Source organism: Corallococcus sp. AS-1-6 (genome assembly GCF_020037015.1).
In the GTDB taxonomy this organism is placed as follows: Bacteria; Myxococcota; Myxococcia; order Myxococcales; family Myxococcaceae; genus Corallococcus.
On record NZ_JAIQDE010000028.1, the window covers coordinates 41,236 to 64,237 of the forward strand.

22 protein-coding genes are annotated in these 23,002 nt (G+C 69.4%); 12 read left to right on the forward strand and 10 right to left on the reverse strand.

The genetic code is table 11. The features are described 5' to 3' along the window. Positions 1-212 precede the first annotated feature (212 nt). Positions 213-1,934 (forward strand): HAMP domain-containing sensor histidine kinase, encoded by a 1,722-nt coding sequence (locus K8612_RS30655; protein WP_223764870.1) that lies wholly within the window; start codon positions 213-215, stop codon positions 1,932-1,934. Positions 1,935-1,954: 20 nt separating this feature from the next. Here K8612_RS30655 and K8612_RS30660 read toward each other — a convergent pair whose 3' ends face one another. After that, positions 1,955-2,470: a GreA/GreB family elongation factor gene (locus K8612_RS30660; RefSeq protein WP_120526938.1), complete on the reverse strand. Its 516-nt coding sequence runs from the start codon at positions 2,468-2,470 to the stop codon at positions 1,955-1,957. An 85-nt stretch (positions 2,471-2,555) separates the two neighbouring features. Here K8612_RS30660 and K8612_RS30665 point away from each other — a divergent pair, with 85 nt between their 5' ends. Further along, positions 2,556-2,837, forward strand: a complete 282-nt coding sequence (locus K8612_RS30665; RefSeq protein WP_223742555.1) for a rhodanese-like domain-containing protein — start codon at positions 2,556-2,558, stop codon at positions 2,835-2,837. A 17-nt stretch (positions 2,838-2,854) separates the two neighbouring features. Beyond that, positions 2,855-3,745, forward strand: a complete 891-nt coding sequence (locus K8612_RS30670) for a DMT family transporter (protein WP_223764871.1) — start codon at positions 2,855-2,857, stop codon at positions 3,743-3,745. A gap of 10 nt (positions 3,746-3,755) precedes the next feature. Here K8612_RS30670 and K8612_RS30675 read toward each other — a convergent pair whose 3' ends face one another. The 3 genes from K8612_RS30675 to K8612_RS30685 all read right to left on the reverse strand — a co-directional run bounded on the left by K8612_RS30675 (position 3,756) and on the right by K8612_RS30685 (position 6,272). Beyond that, complete coding sequence (locus K8612_RS30675) at positions 3,756-4,688, reverse strand: alpha/beta fold hydrolase (RefSeq protein ID WP_223764872.1); 933 nt, start codon at positions 4,686-4,688, stop codon at positions 3,756-3,758. A 158-nt stretch (positions 4,689-4,846) separates the two neighbouring features. Then, positions 4,847-5,419 (reverse strand): class I SAM-dependent methyltransferase, encoded by a 573-nt coding sequence (locus tag K8612_RS30680; RefSeq protein ID WP_223764873.1) that lies wholly within the window; start codon positions 5,417-5,419, stop codon positions 4,847-4,849. Positions 5,420-5,468: 49 nt separating this feature from the next. Beyond that, on the reverse strand, positions 5,469-6,272 hold the full coding sequence (locus tag K8612_RS30685; protein WP_223764874.1) for a prolipoprotein diacylglyceryl transferase: 804 nt from the start codon (positions 6,270-6,272) through the stop codon (positions 5,469-5,471). Positions 6,273-6,808: 536 nt separating this feature from the next. Here K8612_RS30685 and K8612_RS30690 point away from each other — a divergent pair. Beyond that, entirely contained in the window at positions 6,809-8,218 is a 1,410-nt protein-coding gene (locus K8612_RS30690; protein WP_223764875.1) for a S8 family serine peptidase, read from the forward strand. 57 nt (positions 8,219-8,275) lie between these two features. Continuing rightward, the gene (locus K8612_RS30695) at positions 8,276-8,737 is read left to right on the forward strand and encodes a hypothetical protein (RefSeq protein WP_223742548.1); all 462 of its coding nucleotides are present in this window, start codon (positions 8,276-8,278) and stop codon (positions 8,735-8,737) included. 155 nt (positions 8,738-8,892) lie between these two features. Here the strand turns inward: K8612_RS30695 and K8612_RS30700 are convergent, their stop codons facing one another. Then, positions 8,893-9,495 carry a malonic semialdehyde reductase gene (locus K8612_RS30700; protein ID WP_223764876.1) on the reverse strand — a complete coding sequence of 201 codons (603 nt, stop codon included), beginning with the start codon at positions 9,493-9,495 and terminating at the stop codon, positions 8,893-8,895. A gap of 130 nt (positions 9,496-9,625) precedes the next feature. Here K8612_RS30700 and K8612_RS30705 point away from each other — a divergent pair, with 130 nt between their 5' ends. Continuing rightward, positions 9,626-9,976, forward strand: coding sequence for a helix-turn-helix domain-containing protein (locus K8612_RS30705; RefSeq protein ID WP_223742546.1), 351 nt, complete (start codon positions 9,626-9,628; stop codon positions 9,974-9,976). Positions 9,977-10,004: 28 nt separating this feature from the next. Here K8612_RS30705 and K8612_RS30710 read toward each other — a convergent pair whose 3' ends face one another. From K8612_RS30710 to K8612_RS30720, 3 genes are all read right to left on the reverse strand, one after another. Then, positions 10,005-10,751, reverse strand: coding sequence for an SDR family oxidoreductase (locus K8612_RS30710; RefSeq protein WP_223742545.1), 747 nt, complete (start codon positions 10,749-10,751; stop codon positions 10,005-10,007). Between the two features lie 158 nt (positions 10,752-10,909). Beyond that, entirely contained in the window at positions 10,910-12,133 is a 1,224-nt protein-coding gene (locus K8612_RS30715; RefSeq protein WP_223764877.1) for a PLP-dependent aminotransferase family protein, read from the reverse strand. Positions 12,134-12,135: 2 nt separating this feature from the next. Beyond that, the gene (locus K8612_RS30720; protein WP_120620617.1) at positions 12,136-12,606 is read right to left on the reverse strand and encodes an Lrp/AsnC family transcriptional regulator; all 471 of its coding nucleotides are present in this window, start codon (positions 12,604-12,606) and stop codon (positions 12,136-12,138) included. A 255-nt stretch (positions 12,607-12,861) separates the two neighbouring features. Here K8612_RS30720 and K8612_RS30725 point away from each other — a divergent pair, with 255 nt between their 5' ends. The 5 genes from K8612_RS30725 to K8612_RS30745 all read left to right on the forward strand — a co-directional run bounded on the left by K8612_RS30725 (position 12,862) and on the right by K8612_RS30745 (position 19,399). Next, the gene (locus K8612_RS30725; RefSeq protein WP_223764878.1) at positions 12,862-13,572 is read left to right on the forward strand and encodes a TetR/AcrR family transcriptional regulator; all 711 of its coding nucleotides are present in this window, start codon (positions 12,862-12,864) and stop codon (positions 13,570-13,572) included. Between the two features lie 9 nt (positions 13,573-13,581). After that, positions 13,582-14,577, forward strand: coding sequence for a 3-oxoacyl-ACP synthase III family protein (locus K8612_RS30730; protein ID WP_223742542.1), 996 nt, complete (start codon positions 13,582-13,584; stop codon positions 14,575-14,577). A gap of 40 nt (positions 14,578-14,617) precedes the next feature. Continuing rightward, positions 14,618-16,174 (forward strand): long-chain fatty acid--CoA ligase, encoded by a 1,557-nt coding sequence (locus tag K8612_RS30735; RefSeq protein ID WP_223742541.1) that lies wholly within the window; start codon positions 14,618-14,620, stop codon positions 16,172-16,174. A 51-nt stretch (positions 16,175-16,225) separates the two neighbouring features. After that, entirely contained in the window at positions 16,226-17,281 is a 1,056-nt protein-coding gene (locus K8612_RS30740) for an alpha/beta fold hydrolase (RefSeq protein WP_223764879.1), read from the forward strand. Between the two features lie 213 nt (positions 17,282-17,494). Next, on the forward strand, positions 17,495-19,399 hold the full coding sequence (locus K8612_RS30745; RefSeq protein ID WP_223742539.1) for a triacylglycerol lipase: 1,905 nt from the start codon (positions 17,495-17,497) through the stop codon (positions 19,397-19,399). 49 nt (positions 19,400-19,448) lie between these two features. Here K8612_RS30745 and K8612_RS30750 read toward each other — a convergent pair whose 3' ends face one another. Both K8612_RS30750 and K8612_RS30755 read right to left on the reverse strand, forming a co-directional pair. Beyond that, complete coding sequence (locus tag K8612_RS30750) at positions 19,449-20,042, reverse strand: DUF4276 family protein (RefSeq protein WP_223742538.1); 594 nt, start codon at positions 20,040-20,042, stop codon at positions 19,449-19,451. Beyond that, positions 20,042-21,535: an AAA family ATPase gene (locus K8612_RS30755; protein ID WP_306799753.1), complete on the reverse strand. Its 1,494-nt coding sequence runs from the start codon at positions 21,533-21,535 to the stop codon at positions 20,042-20,044. Before K8612_RS30755 ends, K8612_RS30750 begins: the two co-directional genes overlap by 1 nt. Between K8612_RS30755 and K8612_RS30760 the strand changes: the two genes are divergently transcribed. After that, on the forward strand, positions 21,425-22,915 hold the full coding sequence (locus K8612_RS30760) for a long-chain fatty acid--CoA ligase (RefSeq protein ID WP_223764880.1): 1,491 nt from the start codon (positions 21,425-21,427) through the stop codon (positions 22,913-22,915). The two genes, K8612_RS30755 and K8612_RS30760, sit on opposite strands and share 111 nt — an antisense overlap. Positions 22,916-23,002 lie beyond the last annotated feature (87 nt).

Consider the following 23,002-nt stretch of genomic DNA (forward strand, 5'->3'; position numbering starts at 1 on the left):
AAGAACTTGGCCGTGCGGGCGGAACGTCCGCGGCGCGGACGTGGATTGTCGAACGATTGAGGATCGCCGTCATGCAGGCAAGGGGGCCCGCGGGAAGAGCGCGGGGATGGGAAGCATTCCCTGTTCTTGAGGATGGAGTGGGCTTCAGGTCCTGTCTTCCTTTCTTCCCGGGAGGCGGAGATGACACCATGATGCGTGCGGAAAGCCTTGGCATGTCCGGCATCACCTCTCCAGCCTCGGAGGCCCGCGTGACGGACGGGGAGGGCCCGTCCCCGTCGACGCGCGTCATGGACGCGGAAGGCGTTGTGCTCGTTGAATGCACGGGCCGTGTGACTGTTTTCAACTCACAAGCCGCGGCGCACTTCGGCATCCCGGTGCCGCTCCACATCGAGCACGCCCGCCTGCCCGGGTGTGAATGGGTGCGGGAGGACGGCACACCGCTGCCGCCAGGGGACTCACCGCTGGCGCGAGCGCTGGCGGGTGAGCCGGTGGACGCGTCCTCGTGGCACGTGCTCCGTCCGGATGGGACGCGCGCCGCGCTGCGGTGCAGCGCGGTGCCGGTGCGGGCCGGGGACGGGCAGGTCGCCGCGGCGCTGCTGCGCACGCAGGCCGCGGAGGGGGTGCCCGCGTCCGTGCTGGACGCCACGCGCCTGCTGGCGGAGGCGGGAGCGCTGCTGGGCACGTCGGTGGACGCGGAGGCGCGGCTGGAGCCGCTGCTCAAGCTGCTGGTGCCCGCGCTGGGGGAGGGGGCCCTGCTCATCCTCCGGACGCCGGGCAATGGCGCCCTGCGCGTGGCGGCGTCCCTGCATGCGGACGCGGGGCGGCACGCGCTGCTGCGCGACCTGCTCACGCGCTATCCGCCGGACCCCTCCGCGCCGGAGGGGCTGCCCCAGGTGTTCACCACCGGGGCGGTGGGGCGCCTGCCCATCCTGTCCGAGGAGCACGTGGGGGCCATCGCGCGGGACGCGGAGCACGCGCGGCTGTTGCGCGAGCTGGGGCCGCACGGCTGCCTGAGCGTGCCGCTGGGCGCGCGCGGCGGCGTGCTGGGGGCGCTGCTGGTGCTGCGCTCCAACGTGCTGCGGGCCTTTGGCGCGGAGGAGGAGCGCTTCCTCACGGAGCTGGCCCACCGCACCGCGCTCTACCTGGAGAACGCGCGGCTGTACCGCGAGGCGCGCGAAGCGGTGCGCCAGCGCGACGAGTTCCTGGGCATCGCCAGCCACGAGCTGAAGACGCCGCTCACGCCGCTGAGCCTCAAGGTGCAGTTGCTCCAGAAGCAGGTGGTGGTGCTGGCGCGCGAGGGCAAGGACGTGCCCACCGACCGCGTCGCGGACGCGCTGGACGTGGTGCAGCGCCAGGTGCGCCGCCTGTCGGGCCTGGTGGACAACCTGCTGGACGTGTCGCGCATCACCGCGGGCCGGCTGCGGCTGGAGCTGGAGGAGATGGACCTGGCGAGCGTGGCCGCCGAAATCCTCTACCGCTTCTCCGCCGCGGCGGCGCAGGCCGGCACGGAGCTGGGCCTGGAGGCGCCGGTGCCGGTGGTGGGCCGGTGGGACCGGCTGCGGCTGGAGCAGGTGGTGACGAACCTGGTGTCCAACGCGCTCAAGTACGGCGCGGGCCAGCCCGTCATCGTGAGCGTGGAGGCGCGCGGCCCGCTGGCGCGGCTCACCGTGAAGGACCACGGCATCGGCATCGCGCCGGACGACCTGTCGCGCATCTTCGAGCGCTTCGAGCGCGCGGTGAGCGACCGGCACTACGGCGGGCTGGGCCTGGGGCTCTACATCACGCGCCAGATTGTCGAGGCGTTCGGCGGCACGGTGAACGCCGTGAGCACGCCGGGACAGGGCGCCACGTTCCTCCTGGAGCTGCCCCGGGGCGACATTCCGGAGGAGTGGCTCGTCGCGCACGCGGCGCCGGGGCCCACCGGAGGCGGGTAGGCCCGCGCCGGGGGCTCAGCTCAGGCGACCTCCAACACCGTCCACTCGCGCACCTCGCCCGCGAGCGTCACCTCCACGGTGTCGCCGGCCTTCTTGCCCAGGAGCGCGCGGCCCACGGGGGAGCTGGGCGTGATGACGGACAGGAAGCCGTCGCCGCCGGGGCCGGTGAGCTCGGTGCCCGCGCCCGCGGGGAGCACGAAGAAGGTGCGCTCGGCGAAGCCGTCCTCGTCCTCGGTGCTGCAGTCCACCAGGGCGCCCAGGCCCACGGGGCCCTGGCGGGGGAAGCGGGGCAGCTCCTTCTGGCTGAAGGCGGTGAGGGCCTGGAGTTCTTCCTGGAGGCGGCGGGCGCGCTGGGCCTGACCGGTGGCGAGGCTGCCGTACTCGATGGCGGCGCGGCCGTCCTCCTTCTTCTCGGACTCCGTGGCGAGGCTGCGGGCGGCCTCGCGGGCATCGGCCTCCGCGCGGTGGGCCAGCCGGTCGCTCTGCTGGAGCCGCTCGGACAGTTGGTGGAGCAGGGTGAGCTTGTCGAGTCGCATGGGTATCGTTACAGGACTGTAGCGCCCGGTGCGGCGGCCTCCAGTTTTCAGCCCGGCGGGGCCCCGGGCTTGATTGAATGGGCGCATGACGCCTCAGGAACGCTCGCAGAAGGCCCACGAACTCGTCGCCCAGGGCGCGGTGCTGCTGGATGTGCGCACCCCGGAGGAGTTCCAGCAGGGACACCCGGAGGCCGCCCGCAACATCCCCGTGCAGGTGCTGGCCCATCGCCTCTCCGAGGTCGGCCCGGTGGGCACGCCCGTGGTGGTGTACTGCGCGGCGGGGGGCCGCAGCGCGGTGGCCGCGGAGCTGCTGCGCAAGGGCGGCTTCCCGGACGTGTTCGACCTGGGGTCCGTGAAGAACTGGTAGGCGCGCTGAAAAGCGCCATGCGGACCCGCACCGCCGGCTTCCTCCTCGTCGCCCTGTCCGGCGCCTCCTTTGGCGCGCTGGGCCTGTTCGCGCGCCTCGCCTACGCGGCGGGCACGGACATGCCCACGCTGCTCTTCCTGCGCTTCACGCTGGCGGGCCTGGTGCTCGCGGGCGTAATGGTCGCGAAGGGCGGAAGGTGGCCCCGGGGCCGCCTCCTGTGGGGCCTGGTGGCGCTGGGCGCGGTGGGCTACTTCACGGAAGGCAGCGTCTACTTCATCGCGCTCCAGCACGCGTCCGCCGGGCTGGTGGCGCTCCTGCTCTACCTCTTCCCCGCGCTGGTGGCCCTCATCCAGGTGGCCCTGGGGCGCGAGCACCTGAGCCGCCGCCGCTGGCTGGCGGTGGCCCTGGCCCTGTGTGGCACGGCGCTCACGGTGGACCCCGGCCCGGACGCGAAGCCGCTGGGCATTGGCCTGGGCGTGCTGTCGGCGGTCATCTACGCGCTCTACGTCCTGTCCAGCGCGCGGGTGGCGGGGCCGGCGGGGCCGCTCGCGGCGAGCACCGTCGTCCCGCTGTCCGCGGGGGTCGCCTTCGGGGCGCTGATGCTGGTGAAGGGCCCGTCCTTTCCGCGGACGCCGGGGGGCTGGGGCGCGGTGGCGGGGCTGGCGCTGCTGTCCACGGTGGTGGCCATGCTGACGTTCTTCGCGGGCCTCAAGCGCATTGGCCCGGTGAACACGTCGCTGCTGTCCACGTTGGAGCCGGTGATGGCGGTGGTGCTGGGCGCCATCTTCCTGGGCGAGCGGCTGTCCTTGCGGCAGGGCCTGGGCGGCCTGCTCATCCTGGTGGCGGTGGTGGTGCTGGCCCGGGGCGACCCCGGCCGCCCGGCGGAACCCGGGGCGGCCGGAGCCTGAGCCCGGAGGGTTACAGGCGCTGCAGGAAGTGGTGCACGTCGTTCACGAAGCGCTGCGGGCGCTCGGCGTGCGGCGCGTGGCCGGTCTCCGGGTAGAGCAGGTACCTGGAGCCGGGGATGGCGCGGGCCAGGGCGCGCTGCTCCTCCACGGAGAAGAAGCCGTCGTGGTCCCCGCCGATGATCAGCGTGGGCACGCGGATGCGGCCCAGGCGCGCGGAGTGGTCCTCCGCGATGAGCCCGTCCAGCGCGTCCTGCCACACGCGCGCGGGCAGCTTGGCGCTCTCCGACACGAGCGTGTCCAGGTACGACGCGGGGATGGGCGCGTAGAAGGTGCTGGCCTGGAACTCGTGGATGAAGGCGGGGTCCACGGGGTCGGTCAGCGTGTCCACGACCTCCTTGAGGCCCAGGGCCACTTCATTGCCCGCCACGGTGGGCGCGGAGCCCACGAGCACCAGCCCCTTCACGCGCTGGGGGAAGTCCAGCGCCACCTGCTGCGCGATGAAGCTGCCCATGGAGTGGCCCACGAGCACGGCGCGCGACACGTGCTTCGCGTCGAGGAACGCCACCACGTCCTTCGCGAACGCCTGCTGCGTGTAGCAGCACGCCGGGCGGGACGAGTCCCCATGGCCGCGCTGGTCCAGCGCGTAGAGGTGGAAGTCGCGCGGGAAGCGCGGCAGGTCCAGGTCCCAGGTGTGATGCGAGTCCGTATAGCCGTGCAGGAAGACGACGACGGGCCCGTCCTGGCGGCCCTGCTCGACGTAGCGGAGCGTGACCCCGGTGGACAGCCGCACGGAGCCCTCACGGGGACTGGCGCCACCGTGACGGTCGGAGTCCGCCAGGGCGGCCGGAGCACTCACGAGGTCGGGCGCGGACTCCGAAGCGACGTCGGGTCCACAGCCGGCGAACACCAGCACTGCGAAGAGGGGGCGAAGGGCGCGCAACATGCGTCAGGGCCTCACAAGATGGGACGCGGCGGGGAGGTCCGCCGCGAGCACTCACGCCATCCTAGGGAGACCTCTGACATCCCGTCGGTGAATCCATCCTGGCAGGTCGGAAGTGACCTGCCGGGGCGGGTCGTACGAGCCCCGTCCTGAAGTGGGGCTCAGGGCCGCCGCGCGAAGATGAGCTCGCCCACGCCGCCCAGGTGCTGCTCGCGCTTGAGGATGTGGAAGCCCGTGGCCTCCACCAGCCGGAAGGTGTCCCGGTTGAGGCGGCAGCCGCCGGTCAGCTTGCGCCACGCGGGCGTCAGCAGGTCCTGCGCGGTAGCCACGGCCGGGTGGGGGGCTCGCACATGCTCCAGCAGGCGCAGCTCGCCGCCCGGCTTGAGCACCCGCATCACCTCCGAGAGCGCCGTCGCCGGTGCGTCCACGCAACAGAACACCAGGCTGGACACCACCGCGTCGAACGAGCCGTCCGTGAACGGCAGCGCCTGCGCGTCCGCCTGGAGCAGCGCCACGCCGCTCCGGCGCATCCGAGCCCGCGCCAGCGCTCCCAGGTCCACGTCCACCGCGGTCACCGACGTCACCGTGGCCGGGTAGCCCGGCAGCGCCATGCCCGTGCCCACGCCCACCTCCAGCACCTTGCCGGACAGCCCCTCCACCAGGTGCCGCCGGGCGGCGTTCAACCCCACCCAGCCCAGCGGCGCCATCAACGCGTCGTACGCCAGTGCCTTCACGCGGTACCCCCCACGAAGCGAGACGAAGCGATGCGAAACGTGGGCGCTGCTACCGCGCCGTCTCCACCCGGCCCTGCGGCGCGGACGGCTTGTGCGAGGACGCGCTCGGCGCCTGCTTGCGCAACAGGCCCCACAGGCCGTACGCCACCAGCAGCAGGCTGCCGTACTGCGCGGGCGTCAGGCCGAAGTAGCGCGCGTCCACGTACGACAGGTCCGTGGCCCGCAGGAAGTCCAGGCCGAAGCGGCACGCCGCGTACAGCAGCGCCAGCAGCGGCAACAGCCGGCCCTTCATCTTCGGCAGGTCCCGCACCGCGTACAGCAGGCCGGTGAGCGCGAAGAGCACCACCGCGTCGTAGAAGCCCAGGTCGTGCCGGTTGCCATTGGGGAACTGCACCGCCAGGAAGAAGTCCGTCAGCTTCCCCGGGTGGTCGTGCACCGCGAAGCACCCCAGCCGCGCCACCGCCCAGCCCGGCGCCACGCCCAGCGCGAAGCTGTCCGCGTAGTCGTTGAAGCGCAGCTTCTTCACCCGGAAGAACACCACCGCCGCCAGGATGCCGCCCAGCAGGCCGCCAAAGGAGGACAGGCCATCCCAGAACCGGAGGATCTGGAACGGGCTCTTGGACAGCTCCTCCGGGTGGTAGAAGAACAGGTGCACCCAGTGGCCGAAGAGCATGCCGGCCGCCACCCCCCACATCGCGAAGTCCGCCAGCGGGTTCGGGTCCAGCCCCTCGCGCTCCGCCTGCTTCGTCAGCAGCCGGGCGGCCAGCAGGATGCCCGCCGCCACGAAGACGTTGAAGGGGTTCAGCTCCAGGGGCCCCAGCTTGAACGAGGGGGCGTGCCAATAGGGAATCAAGGGGGCTCCAGAAAGGCCAGGGCTCCGCGCGGACGTACTCCGGGCGGATGGAAGCCGAACAATCGGCGCATCCCGGGCTTCCCTCCACCTCTTTTTCACCCCCGCGCCCGCCGGGCTCGCAAGCCCCGCCCGGACGCCCTCTTGGGCCCCCGCCCCTCCTGCCTGCCCCTTCCCCACATCCGCTGGTGGACAGAACCCGTGTGCGCCCCCCGCCACTGCCCTCGTCCCACGGAGGGAATCCGTTGTCTTTCCGGAGGTTCGGGGAAGCCGAGTGAGGACCGAGACCCCAGACAAGAGGTGTCTATTACGGGAATCCCGTGATTTTTTGTCAGGGGGTCGCGGTCAAATCCCCCGGTTGGCCCCCAGCGCATGGGGAGAGGGGAGGGCAGGTGATGCAACGGCTCCGGGCGCGCGCCCGCGAGCCCGACCCACCGGATCCGAAGGGGCTTGTCAGGGTCCCCAGGTGGGCGCGGTCGTACCGCAGGTGCTCTTCCTTCAGGGCCCGGCGCGGATTGAGCGGTCCAAGGAGCACACCCATGAAGTCTTTCCTGTTGGTACCCAAGGAGTCCATCGAGACGCAGGCCCGGCCCGGAGTGCGTGGCACGGCGCAGGGCGAGCGCGTCCTCAGCCGCAGCACCGCGCTGCGCTTCAGCGCGGCCCAGAAGGCGCCGGACGCCCTCACCGCGCTCGGCCTGCGCTCGGCCACGCTGCCCGGCATGAAGCCGGAGGTCAGCGGCCCGGCGCGGCGCGGCCGCAAGGGCGCCCGCGGCAAGAAGGCCAGCGACGTCGACGCCACGCCCATGCCGGGCGCGCCCGTGACGGAGCAGGCCGGCGCGGAGGCCGGCAGCTACCGGTTCATGCCGCTCATCGGCGCCACCATGGCGCACTTCTACTCCCGGGACGCGGAGAAGGCGGCCCGGGGCGAGCTGGCGAAGGAGTTCGAGTTCATCCCGGACGTGGTGCCCCTGTCCTTCCCCGGTCCGGTGTCCGCCGGACAGACGGGGCCGCGCAACCGCGGCATGAGCTCGCTCGCGCAGCGCGAGTGGCCTGACGAGTCCGGCGTCCCCCTGGCGCACGCCCAGGGCATCCGGGGCGCCGGCGTGATGCTGGGCATCCTGGACACCGGCGTGGACGCGGACCACCCGGAGCACGCGAGCAAGACCATCCAGTTCCGCTACGTCTCGCTCTTCCCCAACTCGCCGCACAACCCCGCGCGCGACGTGCGCGGCTTCGACCCGGACGGCCACGGCACGCACGTGTGCGGCATCGCCGCGGGCGTGCACCACGGCGTCGCGCCGGAGGTGGACCTGTACGCCGCGTCCGTCATCGAGTCGGAGACCATCCGCACCAGCCTGGGCCGCGTGGCCGCCGGCATGGAGTGGCTGCTGCACCAGTTCAGCCGTCCGGAGAACGCGTCACGTCCCGCCGTCGTCAACCTGTCGCTGGGCTTCCCGCTGCAGCCGCCCCCGGGCATCTCCGAAGCGGACTACCTGCTCAACCAGCGCGCGCTGCAGGCCATGCTGCGTCGGCTTCTGGACAGCAACATCCTGCCCATTGTCGCGGCGGGTAACAGTGGACCCGACACGGTTGGTTACCCAGCGGCCTTTCCCGAGGCGCTGGCGGTGGGGGCAGTCGACTTCGAGCGCAACGTGGCCACCTTCTCCGCCAGCGGCGCCGTGGGGCGTCGCGTCGTGCCTGACGTCATGGGCTACGGGGTGAATGTGTATTCGTCTACTGAACGCCGCTGCAACAATCAGGCGTTCTATGAACGAATGAGCGGCACAAGCATGGCGGCGCCATATGTCGCGGGAATCGCCGCGCTGTATCGTTGCCGTGCCCCTGACTTGACGGCGTTGGAAGTGAGAGATTTGATTCTGGCCAATGCCATCAAGCTTCCTCGCTCGGCGAACCACCGGACGGGGAAGGGCCTGGCTGTTTTCAGGTGACGCGGTAGTTGCCGGGGCCGGTGCCACGTGAGCACCGGACCTGGGGAGGATGTGGCCATGCGCAGGAAGAATGGCGTGCCGGGCGAACCCCAAGACATTTCGGCCCGGATGTCCTCCGTCGCCGCCGTGCGTCCGCTGCCGGGCAGCGGAGGCACGGTGCGCGCGTTGCCGGGCTCCGGCGGCGTGGAGCGTGACGCCCAGCCGGGGGGCGACATCGACGTCACGGTGATGCCCCGGGAGTCGGCCGCGCCGAAGCGTCCCGCCGCGGCCTCACGGGCACCCATGCGTTCGCGCGCGGACATCTACAAGGAAGGCCAGGCGGAGAACGCCCGCTTCCGCGAGAGCTTCATGCGCTGGCTGGAGGCACACCAGTTGGTGGGCGCCGTGCGCGCCATGAGCGAGCCGGGCGGTTCCCTGCCCATGCTGCACCTGAGGTGCGCCCCGCGCGTGCTGGACCAGCTTCGCCGCGCGCCCGAGTTCGAGGCGGGCACGATGATGCCGCTCGAGCAGTTGTACTAGGCCCGCCCCACCGCGCTTGCCTCCCGTCACCGGCCCCGCGCCCCGTGGAACCGACGCCGGGGCAGCTTCTTCCTGATTAACCTAGAAACTCAGGATTGTAGCCGCCTGATGCCATTGAACGGGGGGCCGAGTGCGCTGTCTGGGATTGGACGGCGTCAGGCCAGCCGGCAGGCGTCCTCGAAAGACAGGCGCGGGTTGCGCGGGAAGAGCTTCGCCGGGTCGCCGTAGCCCAGGTTGAGGAGGAAGTTCGACTTCCAGCCGGTGCCCTGGAGGAAGGCCTCGTCCACCTTCGCCTTGTCGAAGCCGCCCATGGGGCCGCAGTCGAGCCCCAGCGCGCGCGCCGCGAGGATGACGTAGGCGCCCTGCAGGGTGCCGTTCAGGAAGGCCGCCTGCTCGCGCGCCTCCGGCGTCTGCGCGGCGAAGACGCTCTTCATGTCGCGCGAGGGGAACAGCCGGGGCATCTGCTCGTGGAACGCGGTGTCGTACGCCACGATGACCGTCACCGGCGCCTGCATCGTCTTGTCCACGTTGCCCGGGGACAGCGAGGGCTTGAGCTTCTGCTTGGCCTCGTGGCTTCGCACGAACACCAGGCGCACCGGCTGGCTGTTGACTGCGGTGGGTGCCATGCGCGCCAGCTCGTAGATGCGGCGCAGCGTCTCGTCCGTCACCGGCCGGTCCTGCCAGCCCGAGTGCGTGCGGGCCTCCGTGAAGAGCTGCTCCAGCGCGTCCGTGTCCAGGGCCGTGTTCGGCGTCGCCATGCGTGTCGTCCTCCGTTGCGAACCCCCCATGGCTACCCGCGTCACTTTTAATTCGCAAGTAACTTCCAAAAAGTAAGTGTGTGCCGCGAGGAGGGGGCGGGCGCTATACTTCCGGGGGGAGGCGGACACGATGCATGACGACTCAAGCCCGCTGTGCACGCGGTTCCTGGCGGCGGCGGACCTGCTGGGCCGGCGCTGGACGGGCGTCATCCTGCGCATCCTGATGGACGGGCCGTGCCGCTTCGGGGAGCTGACGGAGCGCATCGGCACCATCAGCGAGCGCGTCCTGTCGGAGCGGCTCAAGGACCTGGAGGCGGAGGGCATCGTGGAGCGCCACGTGGACCCGGGCCCGCCCATCCGCTCCGAGTACCGCCTGACACAGAAGGGTCAGGCGTTCTGGAAGGTCATCGACGAATTGGGCAAGTGGGCGGAGCGCTGGGTGGACGTGAAGCCCGCGCCCCGGAAGCGCAAGAGCGCCTGAAGCCCGGGGCGCGGTTGCAGCGGGCGGCCTAGAAGTTGTGGCCGCCGTCCACGTCGATGGTGCGGCCGTTGAAGTAGTCGCACTCCACGATGAACTTCACGGCCTGCCAGATGTCCTCCGGCTCGCCGATGCGGCCCACCGGGATGGCGGCCACCAGCGCGTCGCGGGCCTTCTGGTTCATGCCCTGCGTCATGGGCGTTTCAATCATGCCCGGGGCGATGGCGCCCACGCGGATGCCGAACGGCGCGAACTCGCGCGACCAGGTGACGGTGTTGGCGGCGAGCGCGGCCTTGGCGGACACGTAGTTGGACTGGCCGCGGTTGCCGTGCCGCGCGATGGACGACATGTTCACGATGACGCCGGGGCGCTGGTCCGTCTCCACCATCTTGGAGACGACCTCGCGCACCATCAGCGTGGCGCCGGTGAGGTTCACGCCGATGACCGCGTTCCAGTCCGCCGTGGACAGCTTCTTGATCTGCCCGGTGGTGCGGTCCTTCTTCACGAGCAGCGCGTCGCGCAGGATGCCCGCGTTGTTGATGAGGCCGTTGAGGCCGCCCATGGCGCCGTGCGCCCACTGCACGAAGTCCGTGACGTCCTGCTCGCTGGACACGTCCAGCTTGCGGCGGTGGATGCCCGCCGGCAGCGCCGCGAGCTTCTCCTCGTTCACGTCGCCAACGGCCACCTGGCCGCCCGCCTCGTGGATGCGCTGCGCGAAGTGCGCGCCCATGCCCTGCGCGCCACCGGTGACGATGATCTTCAGGTCCTTCAGATGCATGTGCCTCTCCTGGGCGTCCAAAGAAAAAACGCGCGCAAGGGTACGCACACCGCGCGGGCGCTGGCCAGCGCCGCGGAGGCTGAAACCTGAATCAAGCTTCAACTTCTCATGAGCCCCGGACCCCCGACGCGGTGCGTTGGGGGCCGGAGCACGGGGAACTAGAGGGCGTCCGAGATGACGGAGCCCAGCCGCTTCATGCCCTCGACGATGAGCTCGGGCGGGCGGTTGGAGTAGTTCAGCCGCATGAACTGGGGCTTCTGGTCGTTGGCGAAGAAGGGCGCGCCGGGGACGAAGGCGACCTTCTGCTCCACGGCGCGGGGCAGGAGCTTCGCCGCGTCCAGACCGCCGGGCAGCTCCACCCAGAGGAACATGCCGCCGTCCGGCCGGGTCCACTGGGTGCCCTGGGGCATGTGGGCCTTGAGCGCGTCCAGCATCGCGTTGGCGCGCTGGGCGTAGATGGGCATCAGCGCCTGGATGTGGCCCGCGTAGTCGAACGTCTCCAGCAGCCGCGCCGTGGCGCGCTGGGCGAGCGTGGCGGTGTGCAGGTCCGTGGCCTGCTTCGCGATGGTCATCGGCTTGAGCAGCGCCTTCGGGCCCGTCACCCAGCCCAGGCGCAGGCCCGGGGCCAGCGTCTTGGAGAAGGTGGACAGGGACAGCACCACGCCCTGGTCGTCCAGCGACGCCAGCGACGGCAGGTGCACGCCCTTGAAGCGCAGCTCGCCGTACGGGTCGTCCTCCAGGATGATGAAGCGGTGCTCCTGGGCCAGCCGCACCAGGGCCTTGCGGCGCTCCAGCGACAGGGTGGTGCCCTTGGGGTTCTGGAAGTTGGGGATGACGTAGAGCAGCTTCGGCTGGCGCTTCTTCAGCAGGGCCGCCAGGTCATCCATGTCCATGCCCGCGTCGTCGCTGCGCACGGTGGCGAACTCCACCTCGTAGCCGCCGAAGGTCTGGAGCGCCGCCAGGTAGCTGGGGTCCTCCACCACCACCAGGTCACCCGGGTCGAGCAGGATCTTCCCCGCCAGGTCCAGGCCCTGCTGCGAGCCGCTGGTGATGAGCACCTGGTCCGCGTGGACGTTCTGGCCCTTGCGGGCCAGGTGCCCGGCGATCCACTCGCGCAAGGGGGCGAAGCCCTCCGTGGTGCTGTACTGGAGCGCGGAGCGCCCGTCCGCGTCGCTGGCGAAGGTCTCCGCGAACGCCCTGGCGATGGCCTCCTTCGGGAAGAGCTCCGGGGCGGGCAGGCCGCCGGCGAAGGAGAGGATGTCCGGGCGCTCGGCGATCTTGAGGATTTCGCGCACCGCGGACGTCTTCATCCGGGACATGCGCTGGGACAGCCGGTAGGCCGGAGGAGGGGGCAGGGGTGCACTCATAGCGTCCGCGCTCATGTTCATTCTCCGTTCAACAGCTCATCGGGGACACGCACGTGCGTGTCTTCCTTCAAGGTCGACAGGACGATGGTGGTGCTCGTGCGGGTGACGCCCGGGATGGTGCGCAGCGTCTCCACCAGCAGCGAGTCCAGCGTCCGCGTGTTCGCGGTCTTCACCTTCAAGACGTACGAGTCCTGCCCCGCGACCCGGTGGGCCTCCAGCACGTCCGGCAGCTCCGCCACCTTGCGCGCGAAGCCCTCGAAGTGCTTGGGGTGCTCGATGCTCACCCCGATGAAGGCGGTGATGTCCTTGCCCAACTGCGTCGCGTCCACGCGCGCCGTGTAGCCGGTGATGACGCCCTTCTCCTCCAGCTTGCGGATGCGCTCCGCCACCGCCGGCTGGGACAGCTTCACCCCGCGTGACAGCTCCAACTGCGTGGCCCGGCCATCGCGCTGAAGCATGTCCACGATGCGATAATCCAGGGCGTCCATGGGGCTTTAGACCTTATTTTTATAAGCGGTCTTGGCAGTGGACGGTGAAGTTATATGCACTTGTCCGGAAGTGCAAGTCCGTTTGCACGCAAAATGGTTGAGGGTGGCGGAGCGTCCTCCACCCGACCCCCCGGGGCCCCAGGCAGCCAGGCGCGCGAGGTGTTTGACGCCGCGCGTCCATGTCTGTCTTTGACGCAAGGAGCCATCCATCCGCTTTTGACAGGGCGGTCGGCCGGGTGCTACCCGTCCTGAAAGATGAATCGCCCTTCAACTTCAGAACGCGTCCCTGTCACGCCGCGCGGCCAGCGGACGCGGCAGAAGTTGTTGAAGGCCGCGGAGGCGGTGTTCGGCGACAAGGGCTACGAGCGCGCGTCCATCGCGGACCTCACGCGCAAGGCCAGCGTCGCGCTGGGCACCTTCTACGTGTACTTCCCGGACAAGCAGTCCATCTTCGTGGAGGTGGTGGACGAGCTGGGCGCGCGCCTGCGCCGCCTCATCGCGGAGTCCACGGCGGCGTGCACCACGCGCCTGGAGGTGGAGCGCGAGGGCCTGCGCGCCTTCTTCCAGTTCGTGCGCCAGCACCCCAACCTCTACCGCGTGGTGCGGCAGGCGGAGTTCGTGGACGCGGACTGCTACCGCCGCTACTACGACCGCTTCGCCAAGGGCTACGTGCGCGGCCTCCAGCAGGCCATGGACGCGGGCGAGGTGCGCCGCATGGACCCGGAGGCGCTCGCCTACTGCCTGATGGGCATTGGCGACTTCCTGGGCATGCGCTGGGTGCTCTGGGAGGAGGACATGGGCCTGGAGCGCGTGCTCGACACGGCGATGACGCTGCTGTCCCACGGCCTGCCTCCCCACCTCCAGTCCGTGCCGCCTCCCCCGAAGGCCGCGGCGAAGCCGTCGAAGCCCACCCCCCCGAAGTCGAAGTCCTCCCCCCGTCGTCCGTCACGCGGTCCCCGGAGCTGAAACACCGTCATGCGTTACGCGAACATCCTGTCCACCGGCCGCTACGTCCCCGAGAAGCTCCTCACCAACGCCGACGTGGAGAAGATCCTCGGCGAGAAGGTGGACGAGTGGCTCCAGCAGAACGTGGGCATCAAGCAGCGCCACGTGATGGCGGACCACCAGGCCACCAGCGACCTGGCCGTGGCCGCCGCGAAGGAGGCGCTCGCCCGCGCGAAGGTGGACCCCAAGGAGCTGGACCTGGTGCTCGTGGCCAGTGACACGCCGGACTACCTCTCCCCAGGCACGTCGTCCGTGGTGCAGGCCAAGCTGGGCGCGGTGAACGCGGGCACGTACGACATCAACGCCGCGTGCGCGGGCTGGGTGACGGCGCTGGACGTGGCGTCGAAGACGATCTCCTCGGACGACAGCTACCAGCGCATCCTGGTGGTGGGCGCCTACGGGATGACCCGGTACGTGAACTGGAAGGACAAGAAGACCTGCACGCTGTTCGCGGACGGCGCGGGCGCGGTGGTGCTGGGCGCGTCCGACAAGCCGGGCTTCCTGGGCGCGAAGCTGCTCGCCAACGGCGAGTACCACGACGCGCTGGGCATCTACACGGGCGGCACGAACCGGCCCGCCACGGTGGAGACGCTGGCGCTCACGGACGGCAAGCCCGCGGTGCAGTTCGTGCGCAAGTTCCCCTCCACGTTCAACACCGAGCGCTGGCCCATGCTGCTGGACACGCTGCTCAAGCGCGCGGACCAGACGCTGGACGACGTGAAGCTGTTCGTCTTCACGCAGCTCAACCTGCGCACGATTGAGGCCACCATGAAGGCGCTCAACCAGCCCATGGAGAAGGCGCACTACACCATGGACAAGTGGGGCTACACGGGCTCCGCCTGCATCCCCATGACGCTGGACGACGCGGTGGTGCAGGGCAAGGTGAAGAAGGGCGACCTGGTCGCCTTCTGCGCCAGCGGCGGTGGCCTCGCCATGGCGTCCGCCCTCTACCGCTGGACGGCCTAGTCCCCCCACACCCCGCCTCATTCAGACAGGAGTTCTTCGCATGTTCATCGGGGACTGGATGGGGCGGGGTGCCCTCTACTGGCCGGACGCGGTGGCCGTGGTGGACGTGGCCCGCAAGGACGCGGGCCGCTTCACCTACAAGCAGATGAACGCGCGCGCCAACGCGCTCGCGGGCTGGCTGCGGGACGTGGCGGGCGTACAGCGCGGCGACCGCGTGGCCATCGTCGCGCACAACGGCGTGGAGTACCTGGACACGCTGTTCGCGTGCGCGAAGCTGGGCGCCATCTTCGTGCCGTACAACTGGCGGCTGCACGCGGCGGAGCTGGCGGACGGCGTGCGCGCCATCCGTCCGCGCGTGCTCCTGTTCGGGGACGACTTCAAGGACGCGGTGGCCCAGGTGCGCGAGCGCGTGGGGGACGGCCTGCGCCTGGTGTCCCTGGAGGCGCAGGGGCTGCCCGGCGCCGACCCGTACGCGCAGGCCATGGCGTACGCGCCCGCCGCTCCGGTGACGAACGACGCGGTGAGCGAGGAGGACATCCTCTGCCTGCTCTTCACCGGCGGCACCACCGGCCGGTCCAAGGGCGCGAAGGTGTCCTACCGCATGGTGGCGTGGAACACGCTCAACACGCTGGTGCATGAAATCCGTCAGGGCGACGTGACGGTGACGCACACGCCGCTGTTCCACACGGGCGGGCTGCTCGTCTACACGCTGCCCCTGCTCACCGTGGGCGGCACCGTGGTGCTGATGCGCCGGTGGGACCCGGACGAGATGCTGGGGCTGGTGGCGAAGGAGAAGGTGACGCTCTTCTTCGCGGTGCCCACGCAGTACCAGCAGTTGATGGACTCGCCGCGCTGGAGGGGGACGGACTTCTCCTCCGTGCGCTTCGTCACCAGCGGCGGGGCGCCCCTGCCGGTGCCGCTGCTCCAGGCGTGGCAGGCGGTGCACCCGGTGCCCTTCAAGCAGGGCTTCGGCATGACGGAGTTCGGCCCGGGCATCTTCAGCATGGGGCCGGAGTTCGCGGTGTCCAAGGCGGGCTCCATCGGCCGGCCCAACTACTTCATCGACGCGAAGCTGGTGGACGACGCCGGCCACGCGGTGCCCGTGGGCGGGGTGGGGGAGCTGGTGCTGAAGGGGCCCTCCATGTGCTCCGGCTACTTCGAGGACGACGCCGCCACGAAGGAGGCCATCAGCGCGGACGGCTGGTTCCACACCGGGGACCTGGCGCGCGTGGACGCGGACGGCTTCTTCACCATCGCGGGCCGCAAGAAGGACATGTTCATCTCCGGCGGAGAGAACGTGTACCCGCTGGAGCTGGAGACCGTCCTCTACGAGCACCCCGCCGTGCAGCAGTGCGCGGTGGTGGGCGTGCCGGACGCGAAGTGGGGCGAGTGCGGCCGGGCCTACGTGGTGCTCAAGCCCGGGGCGGAGGCCTCGGCGGAGGCGCTGCTCGAGCACCTCAAGGGCCGGGTGGCACGCTTCAAGGTCCCCAAGCGGGTGGAGCTGGTGAAGTCCCTGCCGGTGTCCGCGGCCGGGAAGATTCTCAAGCGCGAGCTGCGCGAGGCGGCCATCGCCGCTGACGCGCGGGCCGCGTCGTGACGCACGGGTTTTCCTCTTTCCAGTTCAAGCAACACAACCAGGAGCGCGCACATGGCTGATTCATCCAGGAAGGTCGAGATCCGGGACATCCCCACGCAGCGGCTCCGGGTGCGCGCGCGGCTCGTGGGCGAGGACGGCTTTCCCGTCATCTTCGTGCACGGCAACTGTTCCTCGTCCGCGTTCTTCGAGTCGCTGATGAAGACGCTGCCCCAGGGCTTCCGGGGCATCGCGCCGGACATGCGCGGCTACGGGCACACGGAGGAGAAGACCATCGACGCGACGCGCGGCATGCGCGACTTCGCGGACGACCTGCTGGCGCTGATGGACACGCTGTCGTTGAAGCGCGCGGTGTTCGTGGCGCACTCGGCGGGCGCGGGCATGGTGATGCAGTTGTCCATCGACCATCCGGAGCGCGTGGCCGGCCTGGTGGTGGAGGCGCCGCTGTCCCCCTACGGCTTCGGCGGCACGAAGGACGCGGACGGCACGCCGTGCTGGGCGGACTTCGCGGGCTCCGGCGGCGGCACGGCCAACCCGGACTTCGTGCAGCGGCTGAAGACGAAGGACCGCTCCACGGAGTCGCAGACGTCGCCGCGCAACGTGATGAACGGCTGCTACGTGAAGCCGCCGTTCCGCCACCCGGACGAGGAGATGCTCCTGGACTCCGTGCTGGACACGCACGTGTCGGACGAGCTGTACCCGGGCAACTTCGCCAAGTCGCCGAACTGGCCGGGCGTGGCGCCGGGCACCACGGGCATGAACAACGCCATGGCGCCCGCCTACTACAACACCTCCTCCTTCGCGACGCTGACGAACGGGCCGGACGTGCTGTGGATCCGCGGCGCGGACGACGCCATCGTCTCCGACACGTCCCTGTTCGACTTCGGCTTCCTGGGCAAGCTGGGCGCGGTGCCCGGCTGGCCCGGCGAGGAGCAGTACCCGCCGCAGCCCATGGTGTCGCAGATGCGCAAGGTGATGGAGCGCTACGCGGCCAACGGCGGCCGCTACCGCGAGGTCGTCCTCCAGGACACGGGCCACAGCCCGCACCTGGAGAAGACGAAGGAGTTCCACGACCTGCTCGTCCCGTTCCTCCAGGAGCACGCCCGCTAGGCGTTCCTGACGCGCGGTGAGGCACGCGAGGGCCTTCCGGGGAGCCCCTGGGGCCCTTCGTGCGTCCCGTGTGTCCACTCTCAGTCGCAGTCCGCTGTCGCCGCACCCTTCACCGAACCGGAGGTCCGCATGCGAAGCACCTGGAGTTTGTCGCTCACGGCCGCATTGCTGATGGCAGGTTGCGGGGCTGAACCGCCCGCGGAAGCGCCCCCGATGGAAGAGGCCGTCGGTACGGCCGAGGCCCCGCTGGACGCGGACCTGGCCCCGTACTTCGACGCCATCCCCACCAACTTCACCACCCCCTATCGCGTGGTGGGCACGTACACGCCGCCCTCGTGGTCCTGGGGCCAGATTGAGCTGCTGGAGGGCCGTCAGCGCTTCCGCACGGAGTACTACAACCCGCGCACGCTGAAGCTGCGGGACCAGGACACGTACCAGTCCAGCGACTACCCGCTGAAGACGTACTTCGGTTCGCTGAACCAGCAGTTGGTGAACGCGTTCAACCTCTACTACGGGAACAGTTGCGCCACGACGGCCGGGGCCACCTGTCCCGCGCCCGGCCCCACCAAGCCGGAGGCGCGCTTCGTCCTGCTGCACAAGGGGCGGGCCACCGCGGCGCGCACCTGCAACGTCAACCTGACGCCGACGCTGCTGGTGCACGGCGCCATCCAGGACGCGAACGTCTGGCTGTTCCCCAACGGCAACAACGGCTCGGGCGGCACCTACGGCGGCGCGGCGCAGTTGACGGGCATGGTGCAGGACCTGGAGTCGAAGGGCCGCTGCGTGTACGCGGTGACGTTCGGCTCGTTCCACGGCGACAACTTCAACCACGCCATCCACGTGGCCAACGCCGTGCAGCGCGTGAAGGCGCTGCACCCGGGCGTGGCGCGGGTGGACGTGGTGGCGTGGAGCAAGGGCGTGCTGGCGGTGGACCCCTGGCTGGCGAACGCGGCCACGTGGGGCGGCTTCAGCACGACGCGCTTCTTCGAGCGGCTGGCGAAGGAGCAGGCGTCGCAGGTGCCGGCGTATGACGACTCGGTGCGCGTGTACGTGCCGCTGTCCGGGCCGCACAAGGGCATCGACCTGAACTTCCGCCACCCCATCCACACGCTGACCATCGCGAGCACGGCCTCCAACGCGCCGGTGGGCCGTGGCCCGATGCCGTGGACGTACTTCTCCGCGATGCAGTGCGTGACGTTCGGCTATGACGTGCCCTGGTTCAAGAACCCCTACGCGGAGAGCGTGTGCGCGGGTTCCGGCGGCGTGTGGACGGACTACTTCCGCCGCATCTACCTGTCGAACATCACGGGCCTGTCCAGCACGGGCACGCCGGTGTACTCGAGCTCGCTGCAGACGCTGAACACGAACCAGGGCCTGTCTTCGTCGTCGTTCAAGTTCGACGACTACAACATGAGCCTCTTCGGCGCGGTGGACACCAGCGGCAAGTACGTGACGGCGTACCCGGGCCAGTTGCAGGCGGCGTATGACCTGCGCGGCACGTACCCCATCCCGGACCGCAGCGCGTCCGCGTGGGACAACATCGATCCGGACGAGAACCGCTACTTCCCCTGGCTGGACACGAAGCTCATCTACAACCCGTACAACCCCTGGGTCGCCGCCGGCTACATGGCGTCCAGCGACCACCGCGTGTGCCGCACGACGGCGTTCGACCCGGCGGGCTCGCCGTGCTTCGCGTACCACGCGTACAACACGAACCAGAACCGTGAGGGGTACGACTCGCTGATGTACGGCAAGTACCGCATCATGGACGGCCTGGGCATCAACGCGGCCATGGAGATGGGCGGCAAGTTCATCACGCGCCTGGCGGAGCACGGCCTGGATTCGCGCCTGCCGTCGCTCTACGTGCTGTACGGCACGACGGGCGGCTCTCAGCCCTTCGAGACGGACGGCATGACGTCCACCACGTCCACGCTGCGCAGCGACGGCGTGCTCTTCGAGGCGAGCATCGCGGCGGTGACGCAGCTCACCCAGGGCTGGACGTCCACGAAGAAGACCGCCGACGCGAAGCAGGAGGGCATGGCCTATGACCACCTGAGCATGGGCATCACCCCGGCGGTGTGGAACAAGATCTCCGCGCACTTCGTTTCGCGGGATTGATGACGTGATGTGAGGCACGGGCGTCTGTGTGACGCCCGTGCTTCGCGGGTCAGGGGCGCGGTGGGACGGGAACGTTCAGCAGCGTGCCCATGTCCCGGACGAGCTTGTCGAAGGAGTCCGCGCGGCGGGCAGCTTCGAGGTCGAAGACGCTGGTCAGGGCGGGCTGGTCGATGGTTTCCCGATAGCCGCCGGGCATTCTCTGGCTCAACCATCCCTTTGCATCGCGAATTGCTTCTGGATGGGATGGGGGCTCAAGGTTGGTCGGCAACCCGCGCTGGCCTCGCAGGGATTCAGCTGCCGCTATGAACCACGCCTCATACTCACACTGCGCAACAACTACAGAAATAAGCCGGTCGGGTCGGTGCTTTCTTGCCCAGTCGAGAAGCCTGGGGCCCAACACGCAGGGCAGATCCTTGTCCGCATCCAGCAGAACAAGGATGCGGCCCTCGCCACCTACCTTTTGGGCCGTTAGCTTGATCGCGCGACCTAAATCTTCATCTTTGACGAGCTGCCCTCTTGGAATGCGGTGGGGAAACAGGACTTCCGGATGGATGGTCGGTGACAAGAACTGAGTCAGCCGCCTCACGAGAATAGGGGCTGCAGCAACCTCTCCATATCCCTCAACGATGAGCCCTAGCTTCATCAGGGATCATTCCCCCAAAGTTTAAGTTGTTCCAGCGCGGGAACGGCCTGGATGTCAGGTGCCAATTGGTTGGCTTTTAGGAGTTCTCCGGCCGTGTAGAGATGGTCACGTAAGGCAGCACGGGTGACTTCATCTACCCTGGCGATAAGGCTCTTACCCTGTTCTGCAACCACCGAGATGATCTCTTCACCATGGATGTTGGAGTCATCGAGTAGTTCAGGACTGTGACTTGTAACGATAACCTGGGCGTACTGCGACGCATCCCGAAGTGCGTCACGAAGAATGCCGGCTGCAGCCGGATGGAGGGCGACCTCTGGTTCTTCGATGCCCACCACCTGGATCCGACGCTCGACTCGGGCTTGGAGTAGTGCGACTAAGATGCCTAGAGCACGTAGCGTCCCATCGGACATGTTGATAGCTGGGAAGCGCCATGGGTCCTTCGCGCCTTCAACGTGTTGACGAAACTCCAGCGTTTCCATGTGGCCAACGCGCTTGGCATCTACACCCTCAACGCCTGGTACGATTGCGCTGAGGTACTCTTCAATGCGCTGCTTTGTTGTGTCGCCATCCAATTTCTCCAAGCGTTCCAGCACGCTCGGAAGGTTGAAGCCGTCGCGAGCAAGGAGTTCTCCCTTATCTGGAGATTGAAGCGCCCTGAGTTGATCCGGGTTGAGGTTGTAGAAGCCCATGTTCGAGAGGGCATCGAAAAGTGGCCGGAACTCAGGCAGTCCTGCGGCATTAACCAAATAGAGCCTATCTTCCGACGCAGGTGGTGCGACCGAAGACGGCTTTAGGAGCAGGGCTCCTTCGCGAACTCGATATTTCGCGTTGCCGACCGCGCACTCTTCTTCCTGCACGACATAGTCGCCATGAGAGCGGGCTCCAACGCTGAATGAGAAATGACCGCTAGCCCCATTAGGAAGCTGGAACTCAATGCGAATTCCGAAGTGTGTAGGGTGACCGCTGGATCGGCGCCGCACCTCGTTGACTCCGCCTCGGTCCCTAAGCGCATGGTCCAGGGAGGTTCTTAACGCGTCAGTGATGAGCCTCAATGCGTCCAGGAAGTTGCTCTTTCCCGAGCCATTCGGGCCCACGAGAAATGTCAACGGTCCTAGTCTGACGTCACATGCCTGGATGCTGCGGAAATTACGCAGTACGACCCGGGACAAGAACGGTACCCGGCTCCCAGGCAGGCTGAAGGAGGACTGCCAGGGGCTCTCGGCGGGAGGCATCGAGGTTTCTCCAAGGGGGCGCTGAACTGCTCCTACACCCACATCGTGCCAGCAGCCCTGGAGGAGCGATAGAATTGTGCGAGGCGCGTCTCTCCACAGTAGCCTCGCGCCGAGACGTGGTCGTCGGTTTTCGAGCCGGTCGTTCGTCCTATGCCCATCGTCCACGACTGGCTGGCCCGGCGGGCTTCGCTCGCCCCGGAGCGCACGGCGCTCGTTGATTCGCTCCGGGGTGGGCGGCGCATCTCGTGGGCGGAGTGGCATGACTCCGTCCACCGGACCGCGCTGCTGCTCCGCGGGCTGGGCGTGGGGGTGGGCGACCGCGTCTCCGTCCTGGCCTACAACGGCGTGGAGACGCTGGACCTCGTGTTCGCGTGCGCCAGGCTGGGCGCCGTGCTCCAGCCGCTCAACTGGCGCCTGGGCGTGGAGGAGCTCCACGGACTGCTCTCCGACGCCGCCCCCTCCGTCGTCTGCTTCGGGCCGGAGTTCCGCGCCCAGGCCGACGCCCTGCGCCCCCGGCTCCCGGCGCACTGGGTGTGCCTGGCGGATCCGCTCTTCTGCTCCCGTGACGGCCTGTCCGGAGCGCTGCCCTCCATCGAACTGGAGGCGGATGCTCCCTGGGTGCTGTGCTCCACCGGCGGGAGCACCGGCCTTCCGAAGTCCGCCGTGCTCACGCATGGCTCGCTCACCGCCAATGCCGTGAACACCGTCGTCAGTTGGGGCCTCACCCAGGACGACGTGGCGCTGCTCAACGCGCCCCTGTTCCACACCGGCGGCCTCAACGTCTTCACGCTGCCCCTGGTGTACGTGGGCGGCGCCTCCGTCGTGTGCCGCGCCTTCGACGTGGCGCAGACCCTGGACCTCATCGACTCGGGCGACGTGAACCTCGTGTTCGGCGTGCCCACCATGTTCATCGAGATGCAGCGGCACCCCCGCTTCGAGGCCGCGGACTTCTCCCGCCTCAAGCTGCTCATCAGCGGCGGCGCCCCCTGTCCCGCCCCCGTCTTCGAGCGCTTCTTCGCCCGCGGCATCGCCTTCCGCACCGGCTACGGCCTCACCGAGGGCGGCCCCAACAACTTCTTCCTCCCCGACGCCGTCATGCGCTCCCACGCCGGCTTTGTCGGCGTGCCCCTCTTCCACGTCGAGGCGCGCATCGACGGCGAACAGCGCCCCGGCGACGTGGGCGAGCTGCTCCTTCGCGGCCCCCACCTGTGCGCCGGCTACTGGCGCCGCCCGGAGGAGACCGCTCGCGCCTTCGTGGACGGCTGGCTCCACACCGGCGACCTGGCCTCCCGCGACGCCCGGGGCTTCTTCCGCATCGAGGGCCGCGCCAAGGACCTCATCATCTCCGGCGGCGAGAACATCCACCCCTCCGAGGTCGAGAGCGTCCTCGCCGGCCACCCCGACGTCGCCGAGGTCGCCGTCATCGCCGTCCCCGACCCGAAGTGGGGCGAAGTCCCCCGCGCCCTCGTCGTCCCCCGGCCCGGCGCCATGCCCACCCTGGAGGCGCTGACGGCCTTCTGCGCGGGCCGGCTCGCCCGCTACAAGCTGCCCCGGACGCTGCGGCTGCTGGAGGCCCTGCCTCGCACCCCGGCGGGCAAGGTGGACCGGCGGGCGCTCACCCGGCTGCACGGCGAGCCCTGAATTTCCGTCCGTTGCGGCCGTCCCCCTGACAGCCCCCGGGATGTCCCGCCGGACCTCCGTTCGTAATATTTCGTCATGGGCCCGTAG